Origin of the sequence: Serpens gallinarum, assembly GCF_014836765.1 — a bacterium.
Taxonomy (GTDB): Bacteria; Pseudomonadota; Gammaproteobacteria; order Pseudomonadales; family Pseudomonadaceae; genus Serpens; species Serpens gallinarum.
Genome location: NZ_JACSQG010000010.1, coordinates 47,100 through 70,882 on the forward strand (window position 1 = coordinate 47,100; position 23,783 = coordinate 70,882).

At 54.0% G+C, this 23,783-nt stretch carries 17 protein-coding genes; 4 read left to right on the forward strand and 13 right to left on the reverse strand.

Translation table 11 applies throughout. The annotated features are described in order from the left end of the window. Positions 1-85 precede the first annotated feature (85 nt). The 3 genes from rlmD to H9642_RS15385 all read right to left on the reverse strand — a co-directional run bounded on the left by rlmD (position 86) and on the right by H9642_RS15385 (position 3,898). Entirely contained in the window at positions 86-1,438 is a 1,353-nt protein-coding gene (gene rlmD / locus H9642_RS15375) for a 23S rRNA (uracil(1939)-C(5))-methyltransferase RlmD (protein ID WP_251837345.1), read from the reverse strand. 401 nt (positions 1,439-1,839) lie between these two features. Further along, positions 1,840-2,742 (reverse strand): cysteine synthase CysM, encoded by a 903-nt coding sequence (gene cysM, locus H9642_RS15380; protein ID WP_251837346.1) that lies wholly within the window; start codon positions 2,740-2,742, stop codon positions 1,840-1,842. A gap of 259 nt (positions 2,743-3,001) precedes the next feature. Next, complete coding sequence (locus tag H9642_RS15385; protein ID WP_251837347.1) at positions 3,002-3,898, reverse strand: HTH-type transcriptional regulator ArgP; 897 nt, start codon at positions 3,896-3,898, stop codon at positions 3,002-3,004. 841 nt (positions 3,899-4,739) lie between these two features. Here H9642_RS15385 and H9642_RS15390 point away from each other — a divergent pair. From H9642_RS15390 to H9642_RS15405, 4 genes are all read left to right on the forward strand, one after another. Continuing rightward, entirely contained in the window at positions 4,740-5,369 is a 630-nt protein-coding gene (locus H9642_RS15390) for a trimeric intracellular cation channel family protein (protein WP_251837348.1), read from the forward strand. A gap of 161 nt (positions 5,370-5,530) precedes the next feature. After that, positions 5,531-8,281 (forward strand): response regulator, encoded by a 2,751-nt coding sequence (locus tag H9642_RS15395; RefSeq protein ID WP_251837404.1) that lies wholly within the window; start codon positions 5,531-5,533, stop codon positions 8,279-8,281. A gap of 433 nt (positions 8,282-8,714) precedes the next feature. Then, the gene (locus H9642_RS15400; RefSeq protein WP_251837349.1) at positions 8,715-9,155 is read left to right on the forward strand and encodes a hypothetical protein; all 441 of its coding nucleotides are present in this window, start codon (positions 8,715-8,717) and stop codon (positions 9,153-9,155) included. Next, positions 9,152-9,568: an META domain-containing protein gene (locus H9642_RS15405; protein ID WP_251837350.1), complete on the forward strand. Its 417-nt coding sequence runs from the start codon at positions 9,152-9,154 to the stop codon at positions 9,566-9,568. Before H9642_RS15400 ends, H9642_RS15405 begins: the two co-directional genes overlap by 4 nt. A 625-nt stretch (positions 9,569-10,193) precedes the next feature. Here H9642_RS15405 and H9642_RS15410 read toward each other — a convergent pair. From H9642_RS15410 to H9642_RS15455, 10 genes are all read right to left on the reverse strand, one after another. Then, entirely contained in the window at positions 10,194-12,230 is a 2,037-nt protein-coding gene (locus tag H9642_RS15410; RefSeq protein WP_251837351.1) for a polysaccharide biosynthesis protein, read from the reverse strand. Between the two features lie 311 nt (positions 12,231-12,541). After that, on the reverse strand, positions 12,542-13,096 hold the full coding sequence (locus tag H9642_RS15415) for a sugar transferase (protein WP_251837352.1): 555 nt from the start codon (positions 13,094-13,096) through the stop codon (positions 12,542-12,544). Positions 13,097-13,098: 2 nt separating this feature from the next. Further along, entirely contained in the window at positions 13,099-14,043 is a 945-nt protein-coding gene (locus tag H9642_RS15420; protein WP_251837353.1) for a UDP-glucose 4-epimerase family protein, read from the reverse strand. Further along, a complete protein-coding gene (locus H9642_RS15425; RefSeq protein WP_251837354.1) occupies positions 14,040-15,224 on the reverse strand; it encodes a glycosyltransferase family 4 protein in 1,185 nt (394 codons plus the stop codon). The genes H9642_RS15420 and H9642_RS15425 overlap by 4 nt, the downstream gene beginning before the upstream one ends. Further along, on the reverse strand, positions 15,221-16,870 hold the full coding sequence (locus H9642_RS15430; protein WP_251837355.1) for a heparinase II/III family protein: 1,650 nt from the start codon (positions 16,868-16,870) through the stop codon (positions 15,221-15,223). Before H9642_RS15430 ends, H9642_RS15425 begins: the two co-directional genes overlap by 4 nt. A gap of 8 nt (positions 16,871-16,878) precedes the next feature. Further along, entirely contained in the window at positions 16,879-19,023 is a 2,145-nt protein-coding gene (locus H9642_RS15435) for a bi-domain-containing oxidoreductase (RefSeq protein ID WP_251837356.1), read from the reverse strand. Between the two features lie 63 nt (positions 19,024-19,086). Further along, the gene (locus H9642_RS15440; RefSeq protein WP_251837357.1) at positions 19,087-19,941 is read right to left on the reverse strand and encodes a glycosyltransferase family 2 protein; all 855 of its coding nucleotides are present in this window, start codon (positions 19,939-19,941) and stop codon (positions 19,087-19,089) included. Between the two features lie 12 nt (positions 19,942-19,953). Beyond that, positions 19,954-21,270, reverse strand: a complete 1,317-nt coding sequence (locus H9642_RS15445) for an O-antigen polymerase (RefSeq protein ID WP_251837358.1) — start codon at positions 21,268-21,270, stop codon at positions 19,954-19,956. Continuing rightward, the gene (locus H9642_RS15450) at positions 21,263-22,525 is read right to left on the reverse strand and encodes an oligosaccharide flippase family protein (RefSeq protein ID WP_251837359.1); all 1,263 of its coding nucleotides are present in this window, start codon (positions 22,523-22,525) and stop codon (positions 21,263-21,265) included. The genes H9642_RS15445 and H9642_RS15450 overlap by 8 nt, the downstream gene beginning before the upstream one ends. A gap of 60 nt (positions 22,526-22,585) precedes the next feature. After that, entirely contained in the window at positions 22,586-23,776 is a 1,191-nt protein-coding gene (locus H9642_RS15455) for an acyltransferase family protein (RefSeq protein WP_251837360.1), read from the reverse strand. Positions 23,777-23,783: the final 7 nt, after the last annotated feature.

A 23,783-nucleotide genomic window follows, 5' to 3' on the forward strand; every position in this document is an offset into this window, starting at 1 on the left:
CGGACACACCAAAATAAAATGCCGGCTTTCTGCTGTCTCTCCGTTAGAGCGGTCTTCGCCGCGCTTGATTGACGGAGTGGGTGACTCATTTCCTCTCGAACAATGCCATGGCCTCGACATGGGCGGTCTGCGGAAACATGTCGAGAATTCCGGCCCGCTTCAAGCGATAACCTTGCGTAACCAGCTCTACAGCATCACGCGCCAGCGTGGCCGGATTACAGGACACATACAGCACCCGTTCTGCGCCCAACGCTCTTATGTGCCGCACCAAATCGCCCGCACCGTCGCGCGGCGGATCGAGCAGCACGGCAGGAAAACCGCCCTTCGCCCACGGCGCCTCGGCAAGCGGGCTCGATAAATCGGCCTGGTAAACATGCACGCTTTCCAGGCCGTTGTCGCGAGCATTCGCAGCCGCGCGATCAACCATGCCCTGCACCCCTTCCACGCCCACTACATCACAACCCAGGTGGGCCAGGGGCAAGGAAAAATTACCCAACCCGCTGAATAGATCAAGCACCCTCTCCCCAGGCTGTGGGGCCAGCCAAGCCAACGCCTGAGCAATCATTGCCTCGTTCACCGGAGCATTGACTTGAACGAAATCGCCCGGCCGATACGCAAGCTCCACATCCCATTCGGCAAGACGATAGCCCAGGCTTTCGGCACAATCGACCGGCTGCGGTTCGCCGGTGCCGTGCAGCCAGAGTTGCGCGGCATGGCGAGCGCAAAAGTCCCGCAGTCGCTGCAAATCGCCGTTGCCCAACGGCGCGGTATGGCGCACCAGTACGGCTTCGCGGGTGCCGCTGAACAGCTCCACATGGCCAATCTGCTGCGGCTTGCTCAATCCCTGCAAGACCGTCGGCAGCTCCCGCACAATAGGCTGCAAAGCCTGTACCAGCACAGGACAGTCGCTGATCGCCACGATGTCCTGGCTGGCGGCGGCGCGAAAGCCCACCGTCAATTGCCGAGCCTTGGCGTCCCAGCGCACGGCTATTCGTGCGCGGCGGCGATAACCAAACTCCGGGCCAACCAGCGGCGCCGCCCATTCCTCAGGCTGCAGATGGGCGAACTTCTCCAACTGCTCGGCAAGCGTGCGCTGTTTGAGGGAAATCTGCTCGCCGTGGGGCAGGTGCTGCAGCGTGCAACCACCACAGCGCCCGACATGGGGGCACGGCGTTTCACGGCGCTGGGGCGCAGCGGCCTCGATACGTTCAGCGCGTGCCTCCACCACCTGGCCGTGGGCACTCAGCACACGGGCTGCCACCTGCTCGCCGGGCAAGGCGCCGGACACAAACCAGGTGCGCCCGTCGACAAAACCGATGCCGCGACCATCGTGGGCCAGGCGCTCGATCTGCAAGAGTTGCTTCTTGCCCACGGGAACCTGCGCCCTTCGTGCGCCGCCGCTGGGCTGGAAACGCAGGCTGGAGGTGCGCTTGGGCATTATTGAAATCCGTTGAAAATCATGGAGAGGGAACGCTCATTGTTCGATACGTTTTAGCTGCGACATTTTCAGCGCATGAACTCGTAGGGTGGATGTCGTTGTTTACATCCGCTACGGCCCCACACGGTGGATTGCCACCCGGTGGATCGCCACCCGGTGGATCGATGAGGCGTGATCCACCCTACATTCGTTTCGGCTGCGACATTTTCAAGGCCTGAACCCGAGCATCGTCAGCAAGCTGGCCCCAAGCGAAGGCGCATGCGCTCCGTAATCTTAGGGCGGATGCCGTTGTTTCCACCACGGCCCCGCTCGGCAGACAGCCACCCGGTGGATCGCCACCCGGTGGATCGATGAAGCGTGATCCACCCTACATCTGCAACCTTGGCCGACGCTGTAAAAGCCTACTTCGGCTCGTCGTAAATCCCGGTCGACAGGTAGCGGTCACCCCGGTCACAAATGATCGCCACGATCACCGCGTTTTCCACCTCACGGGACAGACGCAACGCCGCAGCCACCGCACCGCCGGAGGAGACTCCGCAAAAAATGCCTTCCTCGCGGGCCAGACGACGCATGACATCCTCTGCCTCGCGTTGCGCCATGTCGACGATGCGGTCGACGCGGCTGGGTTCGAACACCTTGGGCAGATATTCCTCTGGCCAGCGGCGGATGCCGGGAATCGCCGAGCCTTCCATCGGCTGCAGACCGACGATCTGCACCGCCGGGTTCTGCTCCTTGAGGTAGCGCGACACGCCCATGATGGTGCCGGTGGTACCCATGGAGCTGATGAAGTGCGTGATGTTCCCTTGGGTCTGCTGCCAGATTTCCGGGCCGGTGCTGAGGTAATGGGCCTCCGGATTATCGCCATTGGCGAACTGGTCGAGCACCTTGCCCTTGCCGGCTGCCTGCATCGACAACGCGAGATCGCGCGCGCCTTCCATGCCTTCTTCCTTGGTGACCAGGATCAACTGGGCACCATAGGCAGACATTGCCGACTTGCGCTCGGCCGTGGAGTTATCCGGCATGATCAGGATCATTTTGTAGCCTTTGATCGCCGCCGCCATGGCCAGGGCGATGCCGGTATTGCCGGAGGTCGCCTCGATCAGCGTATCGCCAGGCTGGATATCACCACGCAACTCGGCGCGGGTGATCATCGACAACGCCGGGCGGTCTTTTACGGAGCCCGCAGGGTTATTGCCTTCCAGTTTGACCAGGATCGTATTGGACGTCTCGCCGGGCAGGCGTTGCAGGCGAACCAGCGGAGTATTGCCGATGCATTCGGCGATGGTGGGGTACAACTGAGTCATTTAGGCACTCGCAATCCAGACCCGGAAAAAAGGCGCCTATGATACCCGGCAAATCGGGGCGAGTTATATTGCAGAACGCTCAGAGGTTATAGCTTCGCGGTATAAGCGCGACGGGTACTGCCCATGCACGGGCAGTAGGGCAGCCTCGCCATTGCGGCTCCCACAATTAGCCTACGCCCGCTCGGTGCAATGCGGGAGACCCGACCTCGGGCCGAAGCGTTTCCCTGGCTCGGCACAGTGAGCAGGCAAGCCAATCATTTCATTCTGGCCGAGCAAGAATTTTCGGCGCGGCCTCGACGATCTGGCGAGAAAGATTTTCCATACGCGGCGACTGGACCTTCCAGGTGTGCCAATACAAGGCCACATCCCGTGGCGCGCCGGGTGCCAGGTCGATGATGTCACCGCTGGCCAGGTCATCCTTCAGCAGCAATTCCGGCACCATGCCGTAGCCGAGGCCGTAGCGGATCGCGTAATAGTGAGGCTCGGCACCGGGCACGAAATGGGTTGGATAGGAACCCTCCGGCAGACCGAAGCGCTGCACCAGGAACGCTGACTGCAAGCGATCCTTGCGCGTGTAAGCCACCACCGGCGCGCGACGTGCGGCGGCGCGGGTCAAGCCTTGGGGGAAAAAGCGTTGGCGAAACGCGTCGCTGGCAACCAGCCGATAGCGCATGCTGCCCAGCGCCTCGGCAGTGCAGCCGCGCATCGGCTTTGGCTCGGTGCTGATGCAACCGATGGCCAGGCCGGTTTCCAACAAGCTGTAGGTGTGGTCCTGATCTTCAACCGTGAGATCGAGCAGTACCCGCTCGCGTATCAACACCTCGGTCAGCGCCGGGAAAAACCAGGTACCCAGGCTGTCGGCATTCAGCGCGGCGACCACGATCAACGGCGCATCGCTTTGCTCCGCCAGATCGGCAAGCAGGTCGGCCTCAAGCAGGGTCGCCCTGCGCAGGTATTGCAACAGCCGCTGCCCCACCTCCGTAGGCCGACAAGGCCGACTGCGTACCACCAAGGCATTGCCCAGAGCACTTTCCAACGCCCGTACCCGCTGTGAAATCGCCGGCGGCGTCAAATGCAGACGCAACGCCGCCTGCTCGAAACTCCCGGTTTCGATCACGCTGCGAAAAGCTTCAGTCTGTTTTGGATCCAGATTCATATCGGTCCTATGGCTGAATATGTTTTAGCCGCACGCTGTCTCGTAGCAGCGGTCTTGACTGCAATTGACCCACACCACCAGAGCCGCCTACATCGCGAACGAGCACGCTCCACAAATCCACCCCATCCAGCTGCGCTCGTAGGGGCGAATTTATTCGCCAGCACAATGCATCCGACGCCGAAGAGGCTGCGACGAACACCGCGGGTTCGGCGGAATCCGCATCACCAAGCCTGTCGCGATACCGGCGCAGCCTGCAGCCACAGCGCCAGCGAATGAATTCGCCCCTACCGGAATTGCGTTGTCGCCCTGGCGCCTCGAATCTCGAGCAAGTCCGCGCCTCCATCTACAACCCGCAAACCCGACACCGCAAATATTCCGGTCTGACCGCACCCCTGTAGGGGCGAATTTATTCGCCAGTGCACAGCCCATCCGACGCCGAAGTGGCTGCGACAACATGGCGGGTTCGGCGGAATTCGCATCACCAAGCCTGTCGCGGCATCGGCGTCGCCTGCAGCCACACAGCGCCAGGCGAATGAATTCGCCCCTACCGGAACGCGTAGTCGTCCTGCATCCTCGAGTCGCGGACAGGTTCGCTTCTACATTCACAACCGCAGCCACAGCGCCAGCATGAATTCGCCCCTACGGTATCCGCTGACCTCGAATCGCTGAAAACTCCGCTCCTAAAAATCCACCACTGTACGGGCGGCTGCCAACGCCCTTATTAAAAAAATGTTTGTATACCCTAAAAAACCTTAGCCATGCTCATTTTCCCGCTGCATCCTCGATAATCGCGCCCTTTCTTGCGCATGGCTTCTCTGCATTCTGCGCAACTGGAGTTGTCATGACCCCCTTGTTGTATGTCATCTATTTGATTGCAATCACTGCCGAAGCCATGTCGGGTGCCATCATGGGCATGCGGCGGGGTATGGATCTGTTCGGCATTTGCCTGCTGGGCACGGTGACGGCCCTAGGCGGCGGCACGGCCCGAGACCTTTTGCTTGGCCATTACCCGGTAGGCTGGATCGCCCACCCCGAATATCTGACGTTTACCATCGGCGCGGCGATCGTCACGGCGTTTATTGCCCGTCAACTGCACCATTTGCGCGGACTGTTTCTGGTAGTGGACGGCCTTGGCCTGGTGGCTTTCACCGTGATTGGCTGCGATGTCGGCATGAGCATGGATGCGCACCCAACTATCGTGGTCCTGGCCGGGGTGATCACCGGGATTTTCGGCGGTTTGCTGCGCGACATCCTGTGCACGCAGGTGCCCATGGTATTGCAGCGCGAGCTGTACGCCACCGTCGCCCTGTTCACCGGCGTGCTTTATATCAGCTTGCTGTGGCTGGGCCTGGATAACCTGCAGGCATCGGTGATCGCCCTGTGCGCCGGTTTTACCTTGCGCATGCTCGCCATCGTGTTCAGCTGGAGACTGCCGAACTTCAATACCGAAGGCATCCGTGGGCTTGACTGAGTTGACCCCGTTTCAGGGGCAGCAACATTCACTGATCACAACGCGATGAAGTTAGCAGGTCTCTTGGAAAAACCTGCTTCAGGCCGGCCTCCACACCTCTAGACTATGAACAGTCGACCGTTGGTCGCTACACTGCTGGCAACCATTTCAAGGGTATGACTGTGTTCAAAGACCTCGGCATCAAGGGCCGCGTCCTGCTGCTCACTCTACTGCCCACCAGCCTGCTGGCGTTGGTATTGGGTGGGTACTTTACCGCCATGCAACTGGCCGACTTGCATACCCAGTTGCTGCAGCGTGGTCAGATGCTGACCGAGCACCTGGCCCCCCTTTCGGCTCCGGCACTCTTGCGCCAAAACACGGCCCTGCTGCAACGCATCGCCACGGATATTCTCGATCAACCGGATGTGCGTGCCGTTACCTTCCGCAATGCCCAGGGCAAGCCACTGGCCCACGCAGGGCCGACCATGGGCCGCCGCCACACCATACATGACGTGCAAATGGTGACTCAGAGCGGCGATGAGAGCACGCACTTCAGCCTGCCGGTTCATCACGCTCATCTGAGCCTGTCCGGCGAATCGATGGCGCAAGACGATCAGCCGCTCGGCTGGGTTGAGCTGGAAATCTCCCACCAGGGCACCCTGCTGCGCGGCTACCGCAGCCTGTTGGCCAGCCTGGTGCTGATTCTTGCCGGTCTGCTGGTAACCGCCCTGCTTGCGGTGCGCATGAGCCGCACCATCAACCGGCCCCTGTCGCGCATCAAACAAGGCGTTGCGCAACTCAAGGAAGGCCGTCTGGAAACCCGACTACCGGCCTTGGGCAGCCATGAAATGGACGAGTTGGCCTCTGGCATCAACCGCATGGCCGAGGCCCTGCAAGATGCCCAGGAAGAACTGCAGCACAGCGTCGATCAGGCCACTGAGGATGTGCGCCAGAACCTGGAAACCATCGAGATCCAGAACATCGAACTGGATTTGGCACGCAAGGAAGCCCTGGAAGCCAGTCGCATCAAGTCCGAGTTCTTGGCCAACATGAGCCATGAAATTCGCACCCCGCTCAACGGCATCCTCGGCTTCACCAAGCTGTTACTGAAAAGCGACTTGAACCAACGTCAGCAGGATTACCTGCACACTATCGAGAAATCAGCCGACAACCTGCTGGGCATCATCAACGAGATCCTCGACTTCTCGAAGATCGAAGCCGGCAAACTGATCCTGGAAAGCGTACCCTTCAACCTGCGCGACCTGATCCAGGACACCCTGACCATTCTGGCTCCCGAAGCCCACAGCAAACAGCTGGAACTGCTCAGCCTGATCTACCGCGACACGCCAAAGTCCCTGGTCGGCGACCCGCTACGCCTCAAACAGATTCTCACCAACCTCGTCAGTAACGCGATCAAGTTCACCCACCAGGGCACCATTGCGGTGCGCACCATGCTGGAGGATGAAGACGAGGAACGTGCACAACTGCGCATCAGCGTGCGCGATACGGGTATTGGCCTGTCCGACGAAGACTTGCGCCTGCTGTTCCAGGCGTTCAGCCAGGCCGACAATTCGCTGAGCCGCCAAGCCGGCGGTACCGGCCTGGGCCTGGTGATTTCCAAGCGCCTGATCGAGCAGATGGGCGGTGAAATTGGCGTTGATAGCACTCCTGGCGAAGGCTCGGAATTCTGGATCAGTATCAACCTGCCCAAATCCCGCGCCGATCTCCACAGCCTGCCCGACAGCCCACTCGAAGGTCGCCGTGTGGCGATGCTGGAGCCCCATGAACTGGCACGCCAGGCGCTGCACCACCAACTCGAAGACTGCGGCCTGGAAGTGCTTGAGTTCACCCGGCTGGACGATCTCCTGCAAGCCGTTGCCAACGCGCCTGACGGCCAACCCATTGCCCTTGCGGTGTTTGGCGTCAACCTCAAGCAGCTCCCGCCGGAACGCCTACGCCAGCATGTCCGCGAGCTGGAAGCGCACGGCTGCAAAACCCTCGCGCTATGCCCAACCATCGAGCAGGCTCAGTACCACGAATCATTGCCCGACGTACTCGGCCAGCTGCATGCCAAACCGGTCTGCACCCGTCAGTTGCAGCAGTTGCTCTGCCAACTGCTCGGCTCACACCCAAAACGTTACAGCGAGCCCTCGCCACCCGTCGCCAACGGCCGCGCGGTGCGTCTGCTGTGCGTCGATGACAACCCCGCCAACCTGCTCCTGGTGCAGACCCTGCTCAACGACATGGGCGCCGACGTGGTCGCGGTAGAGAGCGGATACGCCGCGCTTGAGCGGGTCAAGAGCGAACATTTCGATCTGGTGTTCATGGATGTGCAAATGCCTGGCATGAACGGCCTGCAAACCACTGAAGCGATCCGCGCCTGGGAAGCGGAACAACAAAGCAGCCAGTTGCCCATCATCGCCCTGACCGCCCATGCACTGGCCAACGAAAAACGCGGATTGCTACAGGGCGGCATGGACGATTACCTGACCAAGCCGATCAGCGAGCATCAACTGGCCCAAGTGGTGCTGAAATGGACCGGCTTCAGCCTGCAGAACCAGCAGAACATACGCCCCAGCGCTACTCCGTTGCCTAGCAGCACCCTGCCAATTCTCGATCCCGAAGAAGGCTTGCGCCTGGCCGCCGGCAAGGCCGACTTGGCCGCCGACATGCTTGCCATGCTGCTCGCCTCACTGCAGGCCGACCGCCAGACCATTCGCCAGGCGCAGGAAAATTGGGACCGCCGCGCACTGATCGAACGCGTCCACCGCCTGCACGGCGCCACTCGCTACTGCGGCGTGCCGCAACTGCGCGCCGCCTGCCAACGAGCGGAAACCCTGCTCAAACAAGACGACCCCGAAGCCCGCAACGCCCTGGCACAACTCGACCAGGCCATTGAGCGCCTGGCGCAGGAGACACGGGTCGGCGTGTAAGCAAAATCCGGATTTTAGCGCTTCGGCCCGAGGTCGGGCCTCCCACAATTGGCGTGCCGGGCACGGTTTTCTGTGGAGCTGCGACCCCGCAGCGAAAACGTCGGCATGCTGAACGTGCGCCTATCCCACCCGTAATTGCATGCCCGCACAGCTACCGCGCCAGGCACCTTTCTGGTTGGGCGCACCTGCCTACCAAACACACGCTGTAGGGGCGAATTCATTCGCCGTTGCACAAGCTATCCAACGAGGAATGAGCTGCGACCGACGTCAAAGCCAGGCTGACTCCCACCACCGCGCTTGTCTCCGCACCGGCACAGCCTATAGGCACAGCGCCAGGCGAATAAATTCGCCCCTATACACCAACAGTCTCGGTAGCAGGCTATCAACACGCAACCTGTTAGAATCTGCGGTCTCTTCACCGATGACTGACACCATGGCCGAACACGACTTTCGCTACAACCTGCTCAACCCCGCCCACACCCTGACGGAATGCCGTGCCCTCGCACCGGGCCGCTATCAAGTCACCGGCGATGGCGGTTCGATCCAGTCTGGCGACGTGCTGCTGGTCACTCTCAAGGGCAGCCGCGACCTGTCCATGCGCCTGAGCGTCGATAAAGTCCGCCACCTGATCAACCCGCCTGGCCAATGGGTCGCCACCGCCAGCGGCCCCGCGTTCCGCGAGCTGGCAATTCACAACTGGCAGGTGAACTGTGACGGCTGCGGCAAGCAGCTCGACTTCGAATTTGCCGTCGATGCCAGCCAAGGCAAAGGCGCGGACAAAACCGCCGCCGAAGCACGCCTCAGTGAACTCGGCTGGCACACACAGCAGCAACAGCACCTGTGCCCCGCTTGCCATGTCAAGGCGAACCCATGAAAAATCTATTCTTCCCCATTGCCCTGGCCCTGCTGATCGGCGGCTGCGCCAGCCCGAGCGCGCCACTGGATACCAGCAAAACCTACCAGGTCGAGTGGATCGGCGAACGTCCATTGATTGACCGCAGCCACTTGACCGTCACCTTTGACAAAGACGGCCGCGCCCACGGCCACGGCGGCTGCAACCGCTGGTTCGCCAGTTACCAGCTCGAAGGTCAGAACCTGAGTTTCAGCCACGCCGGCGCCACCCGCATGGCTTGCGCCCCGGCGCTGATGGAACAAGAAAACCGCTTCTTCCAGGCCCTCGACGCGGTACAACGCTGGGATCTGGGCGAACACGGCGAACTGCGCCTATGGCCGCAAGAAGGCCAGCCGATCAAGTTGTTTGCTGGTGAAGCCCGCCGTACAAACTAACGTGGAAGCTGGTTTTTTGTAGGGGCGAATTCATTGCCATTGCACGGGCCATCCGACAGCGCATACGCCGCGACGAATGCCGGGGGTTCGGCTAAATGCGCACCACCGTGCCTGTCGCCGCACCGGCGTAGCCTGCAGCCACAGCGCCAGGCGAACGAATTCGCCCCTACGGCATTACAGTCATCCTGCAGGCTTGCATCGCGGTCAAGTCCGCTCACGAATCAGCCATCTGGTCAGCCCCAAGCCCTGGTCCGCCGCGGCCCTGTAGGGGCGAATTCATTCGCCATTGCACGGCCCATCCGACACCGAATACGCCGCGACGAATGCCGGGGGTTCGGCTAAATGCGCACCGCCGTGTTGGTCGCCGCACCGGCGTAGCCTGCAGCCACAGCGCCAGGCGAATGAATTCGCCCCTACCGGAATTGCGCTCATCCTACCGGCTTGCATCGCCGACAAGTCCGCTCCTACGTATCAGCAATCCGGTCAGCACAAGGCCTGGCCCAGCCGCAGCCCTGTAGGGGCGAATTCATTCGCCAGTGCACAATCCATCCGACGCCGAATGGGCTGCGACAAATACCGAGGCCTCGGCTGCATGCCCCTAAAAACCAACCCCAACCATATGCTTTCAACCAGCGCTCGTACCCTCGCTGTCCGGCTTGCCCAACGCGTGAACCGCTTCGTCATCTACCCGGCGCTGGTGCAACCAATCGACAATCTCACCACTGGGCACATAACCATCCACAGTGGCCCGCAGCAAGGTACGTACGCGCTGGAAGTCAGCTTCGCGTACCGCCATCATCAATTCCTCCAGCACCTGGCACAGCTCACTCCATGGCAGGCTCTCCTCGTTGGCGCGCATGATCATCGGGTGTTCTGTGGGCGTCACGTTGTCGCCGATCAACAGCTCTTCGTAGAGCTTCTCGCCCGGGCGCAAGCCGCTGAACTGCAGGGCAATGTCTCCCTTGGGATTCTTCTCGTTACGCACCGTGAGGCCGGACAGAAGGATCATCTTCTCCGCCAGGTCAACAATGCGCACCGGCTCGCCCATGTCCAACACGAACACATCCCCGCCCTGCCCCATGGAACCGGCCTGGATCACCAGTTGCGCCGCCTCGGGGATGGTCATGAAATAGCGGGTGATGTTGGGGTGGGTCACCGTCACCGGGCCGCCACGCTTGATCTGCTCGCGGAACAGCGGAATCACCGAGCCCGAAGACCCCAGCACATTGCCAAAGCGCACCATGGTGAAACGGGTCTTGTTGACCTGGTGAATACCGCTCGCGTCCTCGAACAGCTTCGGCGCCGGCTCTTCGCTCAGCGCTTGCAACACCATCTCGGCCAAGCGCTTGGTACTGCCCATCACATTGGTGGGGCGTACCGCCTTGTCGGTGGAGATCAACACAAAGTTCTTCACTCCCGCCTGAATCGCCGCCTGGGCCGTATGCAGCGTGCCCATCACGTTATTCAGCAACCCCTCGGCGGTGTTGTGCTCGACCATCGGCACATGCTTGTAGGCGGCTGCGTGATACACGGTGTCCACCTTCCAGCCGCGCAGCACATCGAGCAAACGAGCAGGGTTACGGATCGAACCTAAGATCGGCAAGAGCGCAACACTCGATCCCTCGCGCTGAATACGCTGCTCCAGCTCACGGTGAATGCTGTAAAGATTGAACTCACTGTGCTCAAACAGAATCAGTGTGGTCGGCTTTTGCGTAAGAATCTGTCGGCACAGCTCCGAACCAATGGAACCGCCCGCACCAGTGACCATCACTACCTGCCCCTGAATGCAGCGCTGGAACAGCTCCTCCTGCGGCTTGACGGCATCACGACCCAGCAAGTCGGCGATATCCACCTCTTGGATATCCTCAACCTTCACATGGCCGCTGACCAGATCCATGATCCCCGGCACCGAGCGCACATGCAGCGGATAACCCTCCAGCTCCGCCAACACATCCCGGCGCCGCGCACGGCTGGCCGACGGGATGGCCAGCAGCACTTCACTGGCCCCGGTTTCATCGATCATCTGCTGGATATGCTTGGGCTTGTACACCTTCAAGCCGGCAATCACCCGCCGGGCCAGATTGGGGTCATCGTCGATAAAGGCTACCGGGCGATACAGCCGCCCCATGCGCAGCGCATTCAGCAATTGATTACCCGCCGCTCCAGCACCATAAATGGCCACCCGTGGCAGTCCTTTATCCGGTGTAACAAAGGGAATGCCCAAGCCAATGCCGTACCAGTCACCCAGAAAGTACTGCCGCATCACCAGGCGCAGCCCACCAATCATCACCAGGCTCAACCACCAATAGTTGAACACCAGTGAACGCGGCACCAACGCGGGCGAATCACGATACCAATACACAGCAAGGGCCAAGAACAACGCCGCCAGGGAAACCGCTTTGGCAATCGCCCACAACGCATCGTTGCCCAGATAGCGCATCACCGCGCGATACATGCCAAAGCGTATGAACAGGGGAATGGACAGCAACGGCGCCGCCACGAACAGCCACCAATGCTGGCCCAAGGGATTGATCAGGTTGTCCACACCCAGGCGCACCACAAAAGCCAGCCACAGCGCCAGCCAGATCAGCAGCACATCCGTGACCACCTGTAAAATGCGCTTGTGCTGGCGCCGCAGGCCCAACAACTTGGTTCGAAGCATAACGCCGTCCTTTTCACCCACCACATAAATACAAAAGCCAACCCGAAGGTTGGCTATGGGCCTGACCGCCCATTTATCCAAGCGCGAATTCTACGCCGGTCTAGCGCCTAATGCTCCCGCTTGGGTTAAAAGCACAGGTCTCACATGGGCTCTGACACAAAACCAAAACCGCAAGTTCGTCTTGGCCTGCGCGAGCTTACCTTCTCGGAGGGTCCCGCTTGCGTAGGAGCGGACTTGTCCGCGATGCAGGGTTTGAACGGGGCAGTACGCCCCAACGGCTTGGCTGGCACTCGTAGCCTGCGCACTCCCACTTACTCCATCCGAACGCGGTCGCCCGTGCCCTTCCCTGCCACCGTCATCAATATGTATTTGAAATAGCTCCCCAACGTCAGACTGTTCAGCATCTGCTGATCCGTTTCAGCTAAGAGAGCCGGGGTCGACATATCGATTTCATTCACCTGCGCCAAGCCGGTAATGCCGGGGCGCGCCGCATAAATGCCACGCTTAGCCCGCTCCGCCGTCAGCTCATGCTGATTGAACAGCCCAGGACGCGGACCCACCAGGCTCATTTCCCCCTTGAGCACATTCCACAACTGAGGCAACTCATCCAGCTTGGTTTTGCGCAGAAAACTACCTAGCTTGGTAATGGAAGAAGCTGAAGCCAAGTGGCTAGCCACCGATGCGGTGTCCACTTTCATGGTACGAAACTTGACCAAGATGAAAGGCTTCTGGTGTCGCCCTACACGCTCTTGTCGGAACAATGGAGAGCCGGTATCGAACAAGCCAATCAGATAAATCACTAACAAAACTGGGAAGCCACACACCAATCCCAGCAAAGAGAAAATAAAGTCAAAAAAACGGATCACGGTTAGTCCTTGCCTGCAAAAAAACAACGTTTGAGGCCTTCCTCCACCGATACGGGAGGAGTCCAGCCAAGTAATTCTCGCGTTTTAGAAATATCCACCTGCAGGGAACCCAGCAATCGTTGCGCCATGGCCTTTTTGCCTAGCAAGGTGGCCCCAAACTGCAGTAGACCGGTCGATACAGGGATTAGCCGCGCAGGGCGCCCCATAGCCTTGGCGACACTACGAAGCAACTGAGTGGTAGAAAGATCTTCACCATCACCCGCGAGAAAGACCTGATTCGCTGCGGCTGGATGATCAATGCAGCGGATGATCAAATCCACCAAATTGTCGATGCCGACCAACGAGCGTTTGTTATGGATGGAGCCGAGGGGAAGAGGAATTCCTTTTTCGACCAGATTGATCATGCTGGCGAAGTTGCCCTTTACACCTGGTCCGTACACCAGTACGGGCCGGATGATTGTAACCTCCATCCCTGTCTCAGCGGCCAAGGCCAGCAAACCCTGCTCGGCCTCAAGCTTGGAAATGCCATAGGGATCAATCGGAGCCGGAGTATCATCAGCGGCATAAGGCTTACCACACTCAGTTTCTTCACCGTTGACCTTGATGGAACTGATAAAGATAAAGCGCTTCACGCCTGCCTCGGCCGCCTGGCGAGCGAGATTCAAGGTGCCATCGACATTAACCTTGCGGAACACGGCAAGAGGATCAGTTGACTCATCATTCATTACGTGCGCACGAGCAGCGCAGTGGATCACTACCTCCTTACCAGCCAACGCTTCACCCCAACACTGGCTAACGATATCGTCAACGACAAAAGTCTTAATATCTTCATGTAGTGAAACGTTTGCTTGCCGAATCGCAGCGAACAATACGTGCCCTGCAGCGATAACTTTCTTAGCAAGTTCTTGACCGACGAAGCCAGTGGCACCTGTCAAAAAGACTTTCATCTTGCCTCACTTTTAGCAAGCTCAATAATATCACTCGCTAGTTCCTGCATAATTTTAACCCGTGAAAAACGCTCTATAAATTCATGCCTTGGCTTGGTCACCAAGCTTAAGGACGAAAATGCAGCAACCGCCTCCTCTACATTGCATGGACTAAAGACGGTAGCATTAGGAACAAATTGCCTTATGAAATCAGCTGAATAGCCTGCAACTCCAGCCCAGATAGGTTTACCAAGCGCTGCATATTCAAAAATCTTTGAGGGTAAAACTTTCCTGAAGGCATCGTAATCATTTAGATGTAGGAAAAGGACGTCTGCTGCTTGATAAGCAGTTATCAGCTCCTCCCTACGAACTGGTATATCAATTACAACATTCTGACAAAAAGCTGAGTCTACAGCATCCTTCAATTGTTGTTTCCGGCCACCGTCTCCAATCAGCCGAAACTTTATTCGGCCATCCAGGCTACGGGCAACACCAGGTATAATTTCATGTAGACCCTGCCCCTCGCCCATATTTCCGGCATAAAGAACAGTCAAAACATCTGATTGACTGAATGTTTCTTCTAAGGGCTGCGCCTGGATAAACTCGCTATCAATTCCGTTTGTAAAAACCTCGAACGCTTTGCCAGGGTAACGCTCTTGAAAGTAGGGTAAAAAACCTGCAGACACCAGATTAACTTTAGTCGCAGCTTGGATTGTTAATCGTTCGATTAAAGAAAACAACGGTTTAGCCAGCCTGGCAAACCTACTCGGGAGAACATCTTTTATCGTATCGACAAATATATCGCGTATATCTAGATACAGTGGTGAGCGGACCCGTTTTGAAACCAACGCCCCTAGAGCTGCAGTCATCAACCGGGATGACGTGGCATAAACAACAGAATAGTTATTATTCTTAGTTATTTTTAAGACACCCTTTAGATAACCTAAAAACGCACGAGACTGATCAAGCATACCGCTTTTATGTTCAGAAAGCGGTATACGGTGCACCGTTAATCGCGGATGCTGTTCGAGCAATGGTGCTTTCAGTGAAAAACTATTATAACGATTAGGCAGGGTAGTTATAACTTCCACATGTGCGTTACGTGGAAGACTATCCAGTAGAGACTTGACCAAAGCCGTAGTTCGAAATGAGCCTGCGGATAAATCTGGCTGGTAATAAAAACTAAGCAGCAGGATCTTCAAAATTCGCTCCAACCAATACGAGTAATCAACGACCCATTGCTAAAAAAAGCTTCAATGCACTGGTTTGGCACCGAGCAACCGAACTCAGGATGCCACGTCGATGGTGTCAACCGCACTTCATCAGCACCTAAAATTTCAATGGAAACACTATGGCCGCCCACAAGGTCAGCTATAAGTCCTGTGCTAACTAAAGATACCTTTACGTCTGGGTGCACGTATAGACGCGACACTGCCACCACCTCATCACCGGTCACGTGATCAACCACCTCCAAAGATAAAGGCGTAAAATCCCATGTGCGTCTGTGTAAATGTTTACCTGTAAGTCTTTTGTAACCATTGTGACTGGCACTAATAAAAACATGCCCTGACTTCTCTTCGAACGACTCGATCGTGGGCCGTGCTCTTCGTGCTACTCGAAAGCCAGCCCAGACTTCTGAGGAGTCCATTTCAGCGATTTCAACAGTATTATGCGCGGAAGTGCTGCGCTGACGTTGCCGCTCGCTATCTTCACCGTATTGCGAAGTGCCTGAGTTAACTAAAAAGCGCTGCCCATACAAACTCAATTCAAAACTCAATGTATCTGCATGCGCATGACCGGGCTGATACTTGGGGCCCACCTCAGCAAGGTCAATTATTGCTTTAGAATGCTTATCTGGAACGACCACAGCATAACCACTGTGCGCGTTCAATTGAGTCATAGGAAAATCGTCTAAATCACTAAAGATTCCAAGTGACCCAGCATATGCTGCCAGTTGCTCATATGTAGGTGCACCTCCAAAAGCAGCATCATTAAAAAAAGGAATACCACCATCTGGATGCTGCATACTTCGCAGCCAATTCAATCCACGGGATACCACTTTCCGCCATTGGTTCAAACGCGATTCTAGTGAAGGTAATTCAGAGCACTGAGCGAGATTTATAAGATCACACATATCCCAAATTAATGTCGCGTGATACATCGGGGAAAGTTCGAAATGTGCGCCATCTGTTAGAAACTGCTCTGGAATCTCCTTATCTAAGATTCGCAGTCCTTTCGTCAACCAGGCATCGCTCTCTGGCCCCTCAAGAAAAGCCCCAGCGAAAACCAAGGCCTTACCGTTAGCAAAAAGATGATTACCAAGAATGTGATACTCAATTTGCTGCATTAAGACATCTGTTTGTTTTGCCAAACTACTTTTAACGTCAAAAAAACAAGCGTTACCACGGGCGAACCACTTGATTAAATTAACAATGCGCAATGATATCGGATAAGGCTCCCACCCATTGCCAGACAAAGGTGGGTTAGCCTCTATCCAATTCGTGATTAGCATATCTGCTAGGCCAGGAAAGCCTTCAATATCCTCCGCATCTAAATCGTTAAGATAGTGCAGATTATAAAGCCATAGCTTGCTGTGCCGATCAGATTGCCAGTCTTTTTGGCAGCGCACCGTACCCGTAACGCCCAAAAAATTGAACGCTACAGCGTCAGAGGTGGATCGTTTACACCATCTTGGTGCAGACCATGTATTTGGCCAAGCTCGTAGACTTACATCTGGTACTGATCTCAACTGAACTTTTCTTAAACGATAATATAAACGGAAATAAATCTGTTTAACCTTAAGGTTACGCACCGTATGGAATAGCAAGCTTATTTTGCGAAAACCCATATTACAGATCAACCTTCCTGGTTACGCAGAATATCGGCTACTTCTATCGAAACTCGCGCAACTTCAATGATCTCCTCGTACGGAATAGGTGATCCCCACCCCTTCTCGATCGACCCGAGAAACGCGGCAGCGCACGCTTGCTGGCCCTTATCCTGCTTCCACAAGTTCAGCTTGCTGAAACCAGGCCACCCATAACCTTTAAGTTTCCGAAAATTGTCCAGTTGCAATACCCGACCTGCAGTGAACACTTCGACTCGCTCTTTAGGGAAGTTGCTAGCTCCGTTTGCCAAATAGAAAATCGTGCCAAACGAACCATCTTCAAAGCCTAAAGTAATAGATGCTTTATCCTCAGCAACCTCCACCGCTGGGCTATCACCCATGCGTCGCGCCTGGATTGAAACAATTTGGCAACCAGCCAGATAGCGCATCAGATCAATAAAGTGACATGCCTCACCAATAATCCTGCCGCCTCCAGTAGCCAGGTCTTGAGTCCAATGGCTAGCTGGAATCGCACCAGCATTCATCGTCATGATGAAGGATTTAGGTTCTTTAACCGCTGCCAGAAGGCTCTTCATTCTTTGTATCTGCGGTGCAAAGCGGCGATTGAAACCGACCATCAACTGTGGGCTATTACCATTTTGGCGGGCAGTTTGGTAGGCCGCTTGAACCTCATCCACTTCGTCCTGATTAATTGCCAATGGCTTTTCGACAAAGACGTTCTTACCGGCCTGTAATGCTTTGACAACGAAGCGAGCATGGCTGTCGTGACGAGTCGCAATTGCGACAGTATTTATCACCGGTTCAGCCAGCATTTTATCTAAGTCGGTGGATGCCTGAGCAAACCCAGCTTTTTCGCCGTGAATTACGCTGTTGATGCCACCCGAAGTGACTATTGTGTGAAACTGCGCACCTGCGGTCTTAAAGGCTGGAATGAGTACCCGAGACGCATAGTTCCCGGCTCCGACAAACCCCACAACTGGGCGCTGAGCATCGAAGACTCCTGAAGCCGATAGCGGGACCTGACGAACTGCCCGCTGTGCCACATCCGATTGGTATAGAAGCAGCATCCCCAGGCCTGACTTGTCTTCGGTCAAGGTGACATAGGCCTGTGGAGCATCCTCAAATGCAAAACGATTAGTAATTAGCTCCCGAACATCCAACTGGCCGCTTTCGAGCATATCCAGGACGGCTTCAAAATTCCTTTGTTCAGTCCAACGCACAAAGCCGAGCGGATAGTCCTGCCCTTGCTCTTCGTATGCAGGATCATAACGCCCAGGTCCATAGGAGCAAGAGACCTGAAACGTTAGTTCTTTTTCGTAGAAATCAGCTCGGTTAAGTTCAAGTCCAGTCACACCGACCAGAATGATCCTGCCACGCTTGCGACTCATACGTGCAGCTTGGGTTACAGGATCACTTGATTTAGTAGAGGCCGTAATGATTACGCCATCGACACCCCGGCCACGGCTGAATGCCATACCAGCAGCAATCGGGTCTTCACCCTTGCTTGGGTTGCAAATTTGGGCACCATATTGGCGGGCGAGTTCAAGCTTTGAATCATCGAAGTCGATCGCAAGTACTCGGCAGCCATGGGCTCTCAATAACTGCACAGTAAGCAGGCCAATAAGGCCAACACCGGTGACAACAAACGCCTCGCCAATTGTAGGCTGTGCCAGCCGAATCCCCTGCAGGCCAATACTTGCCACTACGACAAAGGCCGCCGATTCATCATCTACATTGTCGGGGATACGTGCACAGAGGTTTTTGGGTACCTTTACCACATCAGCATGCGGGCCGTTGGAAACTACCCGATCACCGACTTTAAAGCCCTCTACACCTGCCCCTAATTCCGTCACAACACCCACGTTACAATAGCCCAAGGGAAGTGGCTGGCCTAGTTTGGACTGAACAGCCTCGATTGTTGTCGCCAAGCCATCTGTCTTGACTTTCTCCAACACCATTTTGACTTTTTCAGGCTGTTGGCGCGCCTTATCAAAATAAGATGCCTTACCAAAGCCGACCAGCATACGCTCTGTACCGGCTGAAATCAGCGAAACAGAACTGTTTATAATTATATGCTCACGAGATACTTGAGGTGCTGGAGCAGTCACTACGCTGGTGTCACCTTTGGCCATATCCTGAAGAACTTGCTTCATTGCAACCTCAAACATAAAAATTTAAGAAACTCTGCTCGCAGAGCAACGAAAAGAAAACAGCTGCTAACCAATATTTTTCATATAAAAATTAGAATATAAGTAATCATATGACTTCTTATGCTCTGCACAAATGAAGGCCAGGTTAACCTGCGATGTTGATGCGTGCTCTTTATCATATACCCGCAAAGTGGGAACATGATCAATATTCAAACGATGCATGCGTAATTGCTCTGCGACAAAGACCTCTTCACCAAATAAAAAACGCGGATAGGCAACGTGCCCGCCTTTTAAAAAATAGTTCTGAGTAAAAATCATGAATGACCCATGGGCTCCATACATTAATTTCTTATTCGAGCTTTCAAGGGATGGCGAAGACACATGAGTGCATTGAGCACGCGAGCGAGCACGCTCCCGCATACGTGATAGTTTTTGATACCAGCGAAATAAAGTTACGCTGGAACACACAAGACGCATAAATTGTATTTTACGGGCACTAGGGCGGCTCATAATTTTAGGGTTGAGATCACGCCCGTCCTTATCGGAAATAATACTGGGAGCTATTAATCCTGTTTCATTAGAAACGGAGCTGTTCAGCAGAGCGGAAAAAAAATCGTCGGCCACAATCAAGTCGACGTTGCATACCACCACAAAATCGTAAACTTCAGCTCCATGAGGTAGGGTGTCAAGCGCCCTATTGAAAGCCGGGTAATAGCCAATATTATCATTTCTCAAATACCGAAATGAGTACTCGAACTGCCATGATGAAACGTCCTGCCTCGTCGGAATTGTAGAGTTATCCGCAAGAATCACATCTAGGGTGAGATTTGGACACGCTTTATATGCACGATTAACTGATTCAAGTAAGCGCAACGCATCATCGTAAGAATTATAACAAACAGGGACCACGCAAATTTTCATTTGTAATCTCAATCAGGTTCTAACTTTCATTAAGAAATACACAACAAACCATTGAACCAAAAAAACCAAAGGAAGCGTTAACCATGTTAGCGAACTAATAACATATGTCTGATAAGCCATTGCGATAAAGTAGATGAAAAACACAACAGCAAAAGCGCTATTTCGGTGACACAAGAGGCGCCAATAACCAAGATTACAGACGTACCCAAGAACCAATGCAAAAAGCAAGCTGCCGGGCAAGGTAAAATCAGTTATAAATCCTCTAAAAACCGTATAAAGATTACCTTTGATAAACGCACCATATTCATAATATTCATCGTAAATACCCATTGGTACAAAACGATCATCTCCTGCCAACTGAAAGAATGACATGAACGTATAGAATCCGGTAGTAAATATATCCTGCCTATAGCTCATTAACGAATCATCGAAATAACGCTCTGAAAACCAATCTGAAAATGCCGGTAAATGAACAGAAGAATAAGTAACCAAATAATATCTCAAACGATCAAATATCACAGAAGCATCATTTAGCTGATAAATCCCTCTTGATAAAAACGAGACCAAAATCAAAGGCAACACTAACGCCCCATACCAACACAGGCTACGAATATTAGCATAGTTAAGCAGCGTAAGATTTTTATTGTAGATTCTGGCAACTAGAATCCCACCAATAAAAAGAAATACTGAAAAGAAAAACAGCCCTTTTGCACTTTGCATAAACATAACAAGCAAAGCTGGAAGAAAGGAGAAAATCAGTATAACGATCTTTATCTTTGATTTATCCCGCGAACCGTATATTAGCCCACCCAAAACTGCAGTGTAATAGCAACACTGCAAGCCAAGCTGAGAATAAATACTATTAACAATCTCGCCTGAATATCTTTTCCCAGCATAAATTCCGCCAACAGCAATGGGATTTGCCAGTATTTGGGCGATTGAAATTCCTTGTTTTAGCACCCCAAGAAATGTCATCAGCAGCGCAAAACTAGCTGCTGTATAAAATGCTGCAATAATCAAAGGCCTATCAAAATAATATTTGGCTGCCGGCTTATTCTGATTAAGCTCAAAGGCAACTGGCCAGCGAAACAAGAAGCTAGACAAAGAAAAAGCAAAACAAAATGACAATATATACGCAATTGACCAAGGACTAACCGGCGCCTCAAAGGCGACCACAAGCGGGAACGCTGTATAAAAAAACCAGAATAGTAAAAAAATAGAAGCTGGATTTAACCAAACTCCGACTATTTTCCTCGAGCACCAAGCGCCCAATAAAAAAAGCGAAGATAGTAGAAAATTGACTATTTTGATAAGCCAAAAGTCATCCATGTACAGGTTTCCACTGATATTTAAAGACAAACGACATCAGCAGCAGGACTTCCGCTAAGACAAAAGAAAACGCTGCACCATAGGCCGCAAAAAAATGTGAAACAACCAACGAAAAAGCAAAGATCGTCACCCCCACAACAAACACAGCAGAGGCGTAATAAGACTGCTCACCTATTAAACTCAATCCGACAACCCCAAACATGGAGTTTGCAACACCAAAGATTACGGCTGGCGCCATCAATGCAATAAGCATAGTTACGTCGCCGCTAAAGCCCGGCATCAGGCCGAAGTTTTGGCCGAGATGAATCAATAGTACCCCAACCGGCAATACCACCAGCATCAGATAAACCTGTATGCGTGTATTTTTCCAGATTAGATTAAACGCTTGCAATTTGGTTTTTCGCTCTATACTTAACAACGACCACGCTTTCAAAGCTTTCGGCATAAAAAGTTGGTTTAAAGGGCGCGCTAATGCCTGAATACTTTTTATCACCTTCTCAGCTAGAGCATAGGCGGAAACCGCAGCACTGCTTGAGACTCCTGCCAGTATTAGAATATTTGCACCTCGGAAGAGAGCAACTGAGATGTTACCCAGAAACAGGTGCCGCCCTTCGCTGAGCATAGAAAACATTGCCTTTGCAGTAACTGATCGTACACCACGTAGGCCGAAGCGGCTCAACAGCGTGGTTAATGCGGCGATGCCAGAGAACAAATAACTTCCGGCCAAGATCATCGACGCCAGCAGAAGGTCCGCTTCGCCATCAACTAGTAAATAGACAGCCAAGACCGCACAACAGCGTGAAAACAGAACAAAAACGGCTAACAGCCAGTTACTTTCGATCGCTTGAAAATAGTAGTTACACTGAAAAATCATCCCTAATACGAAACACAACCATACGAGTAGAACCGCCACGCTGCCGTCGGCGAACAAGTGGTAAATGCCAGCCAATGGTAGGGCCGAAACCAAAAAAAGCGCGATTCGCGCACCGAGAATATTAAATAAACATGTTGCTTCCGCCAAACTCCCCGCCTGTTTTCGGGCCTCGATTATCAACTGCACGCCACTTGTATCGAAACTGTACAAGCACACTGTCAAAACATAGAATGCAAGGGCTTCTGCCACCACCAGCTCGGCGAATGATTCCTTGCCTAGCATGCCCAGTAAAAAAGGAAAAACCAACAAGGGGAACAAGGCATTTGCCCCCTGTATTGCCATCAGGGATAAACCATTGATTACACTCGCATTAAACCTCATCAGTATCCTTCAGATCATTCCCATTTAACTCAGCTACTGCGCCGTTCTTCTCCTACACTTTCACAGCGCCTGATTGAACTTGCCCGACGCCTTTGACCGCTCTCTGGAGCGCCGCTTTATCCAGCTCATCGCCGGTCGTTCAACTCCCAGATGTGCAAGGTGCGCAGCTATTAACACTAAAGGCGTGATCAAGCAAATCACTGACCAGAACGCCAGCGGCGCGAGTTCACTGACCACCTCACGACCCAAAACAAAATGGATAATGAAAAAAAGAACCAGGCCATGCAAAAGATAAATCCCGTAGGACAGCTCGCCCATCCAGCGGACAGGGGAATTATCCAGTACACCAAACAGCCGATTCCCAGCGGCGACGATTATAAAAACAAGAGAAAGCAGCACTAATGCGAGCGAATCATAAGCCGAGGGTAACTGAGTAACAATGAGCAATAGGGCCAATGCAACGAAGGAGAACCACCTATCAGCAAGCAATTTTTTCCACGGTTCATAGCGGCAGATAACTGCTGCCACCATCCCCCCCAAGAAGCTGCTCAACACGATCATCTTAGGTGTCCATACCCCGACCATCAAATATAGAGCAAAACAAGAAAACACTACGCCTCGCAGTGAAACGTGCCCGTTTAAGCACACCGCAAGTAGAGGCAAGCACAGATAGAAAAACCATTCGAAGGGCAGCGACCACGTGACACTGGCGACCATAATCGAGGTGTTCTGTATGCCATTTATATCCGGTTTGCCATTGATCGTGAAAGCGAGCCACTTGAATACCGAATCAATCAGACTTTCCAATGACACCGAAAGTGTCCAGTTCGACCGAATGGCCACAAATAAAAGAAGCATACCCACGGTTAGCATGTACAAGGGGAATAATCTTGCGACACGCGAAAGGTACAACTGAAACCAGTCGATCCGATGCACCTTGCTGTTCAGCACTTTGGTAGTAAACAGAAAGCTGGTCACCATGAAGAATAGCGCAACACTTCCCTGGCCCAGCATTACGAATAGATTAGAGGGTGGCAGCTCCCAGCGGCCAGTTTTCAGATAGAAGTACCAGATACATGAATGGTGAAGAAAAACAAAAAAGGCTAAATAGCCACGCAGTCCATCTAAGGCTAAGTAACGTCCGCTGCCTGCGGGTTGAAGTTTCCCACCGCCATATCTAAACAACTTCGAGGCTACTAGCAAGGCTAAGGCCAAGGTTATCGCTATCACCACAGGGTTGACTGCCGTCATCACTCAC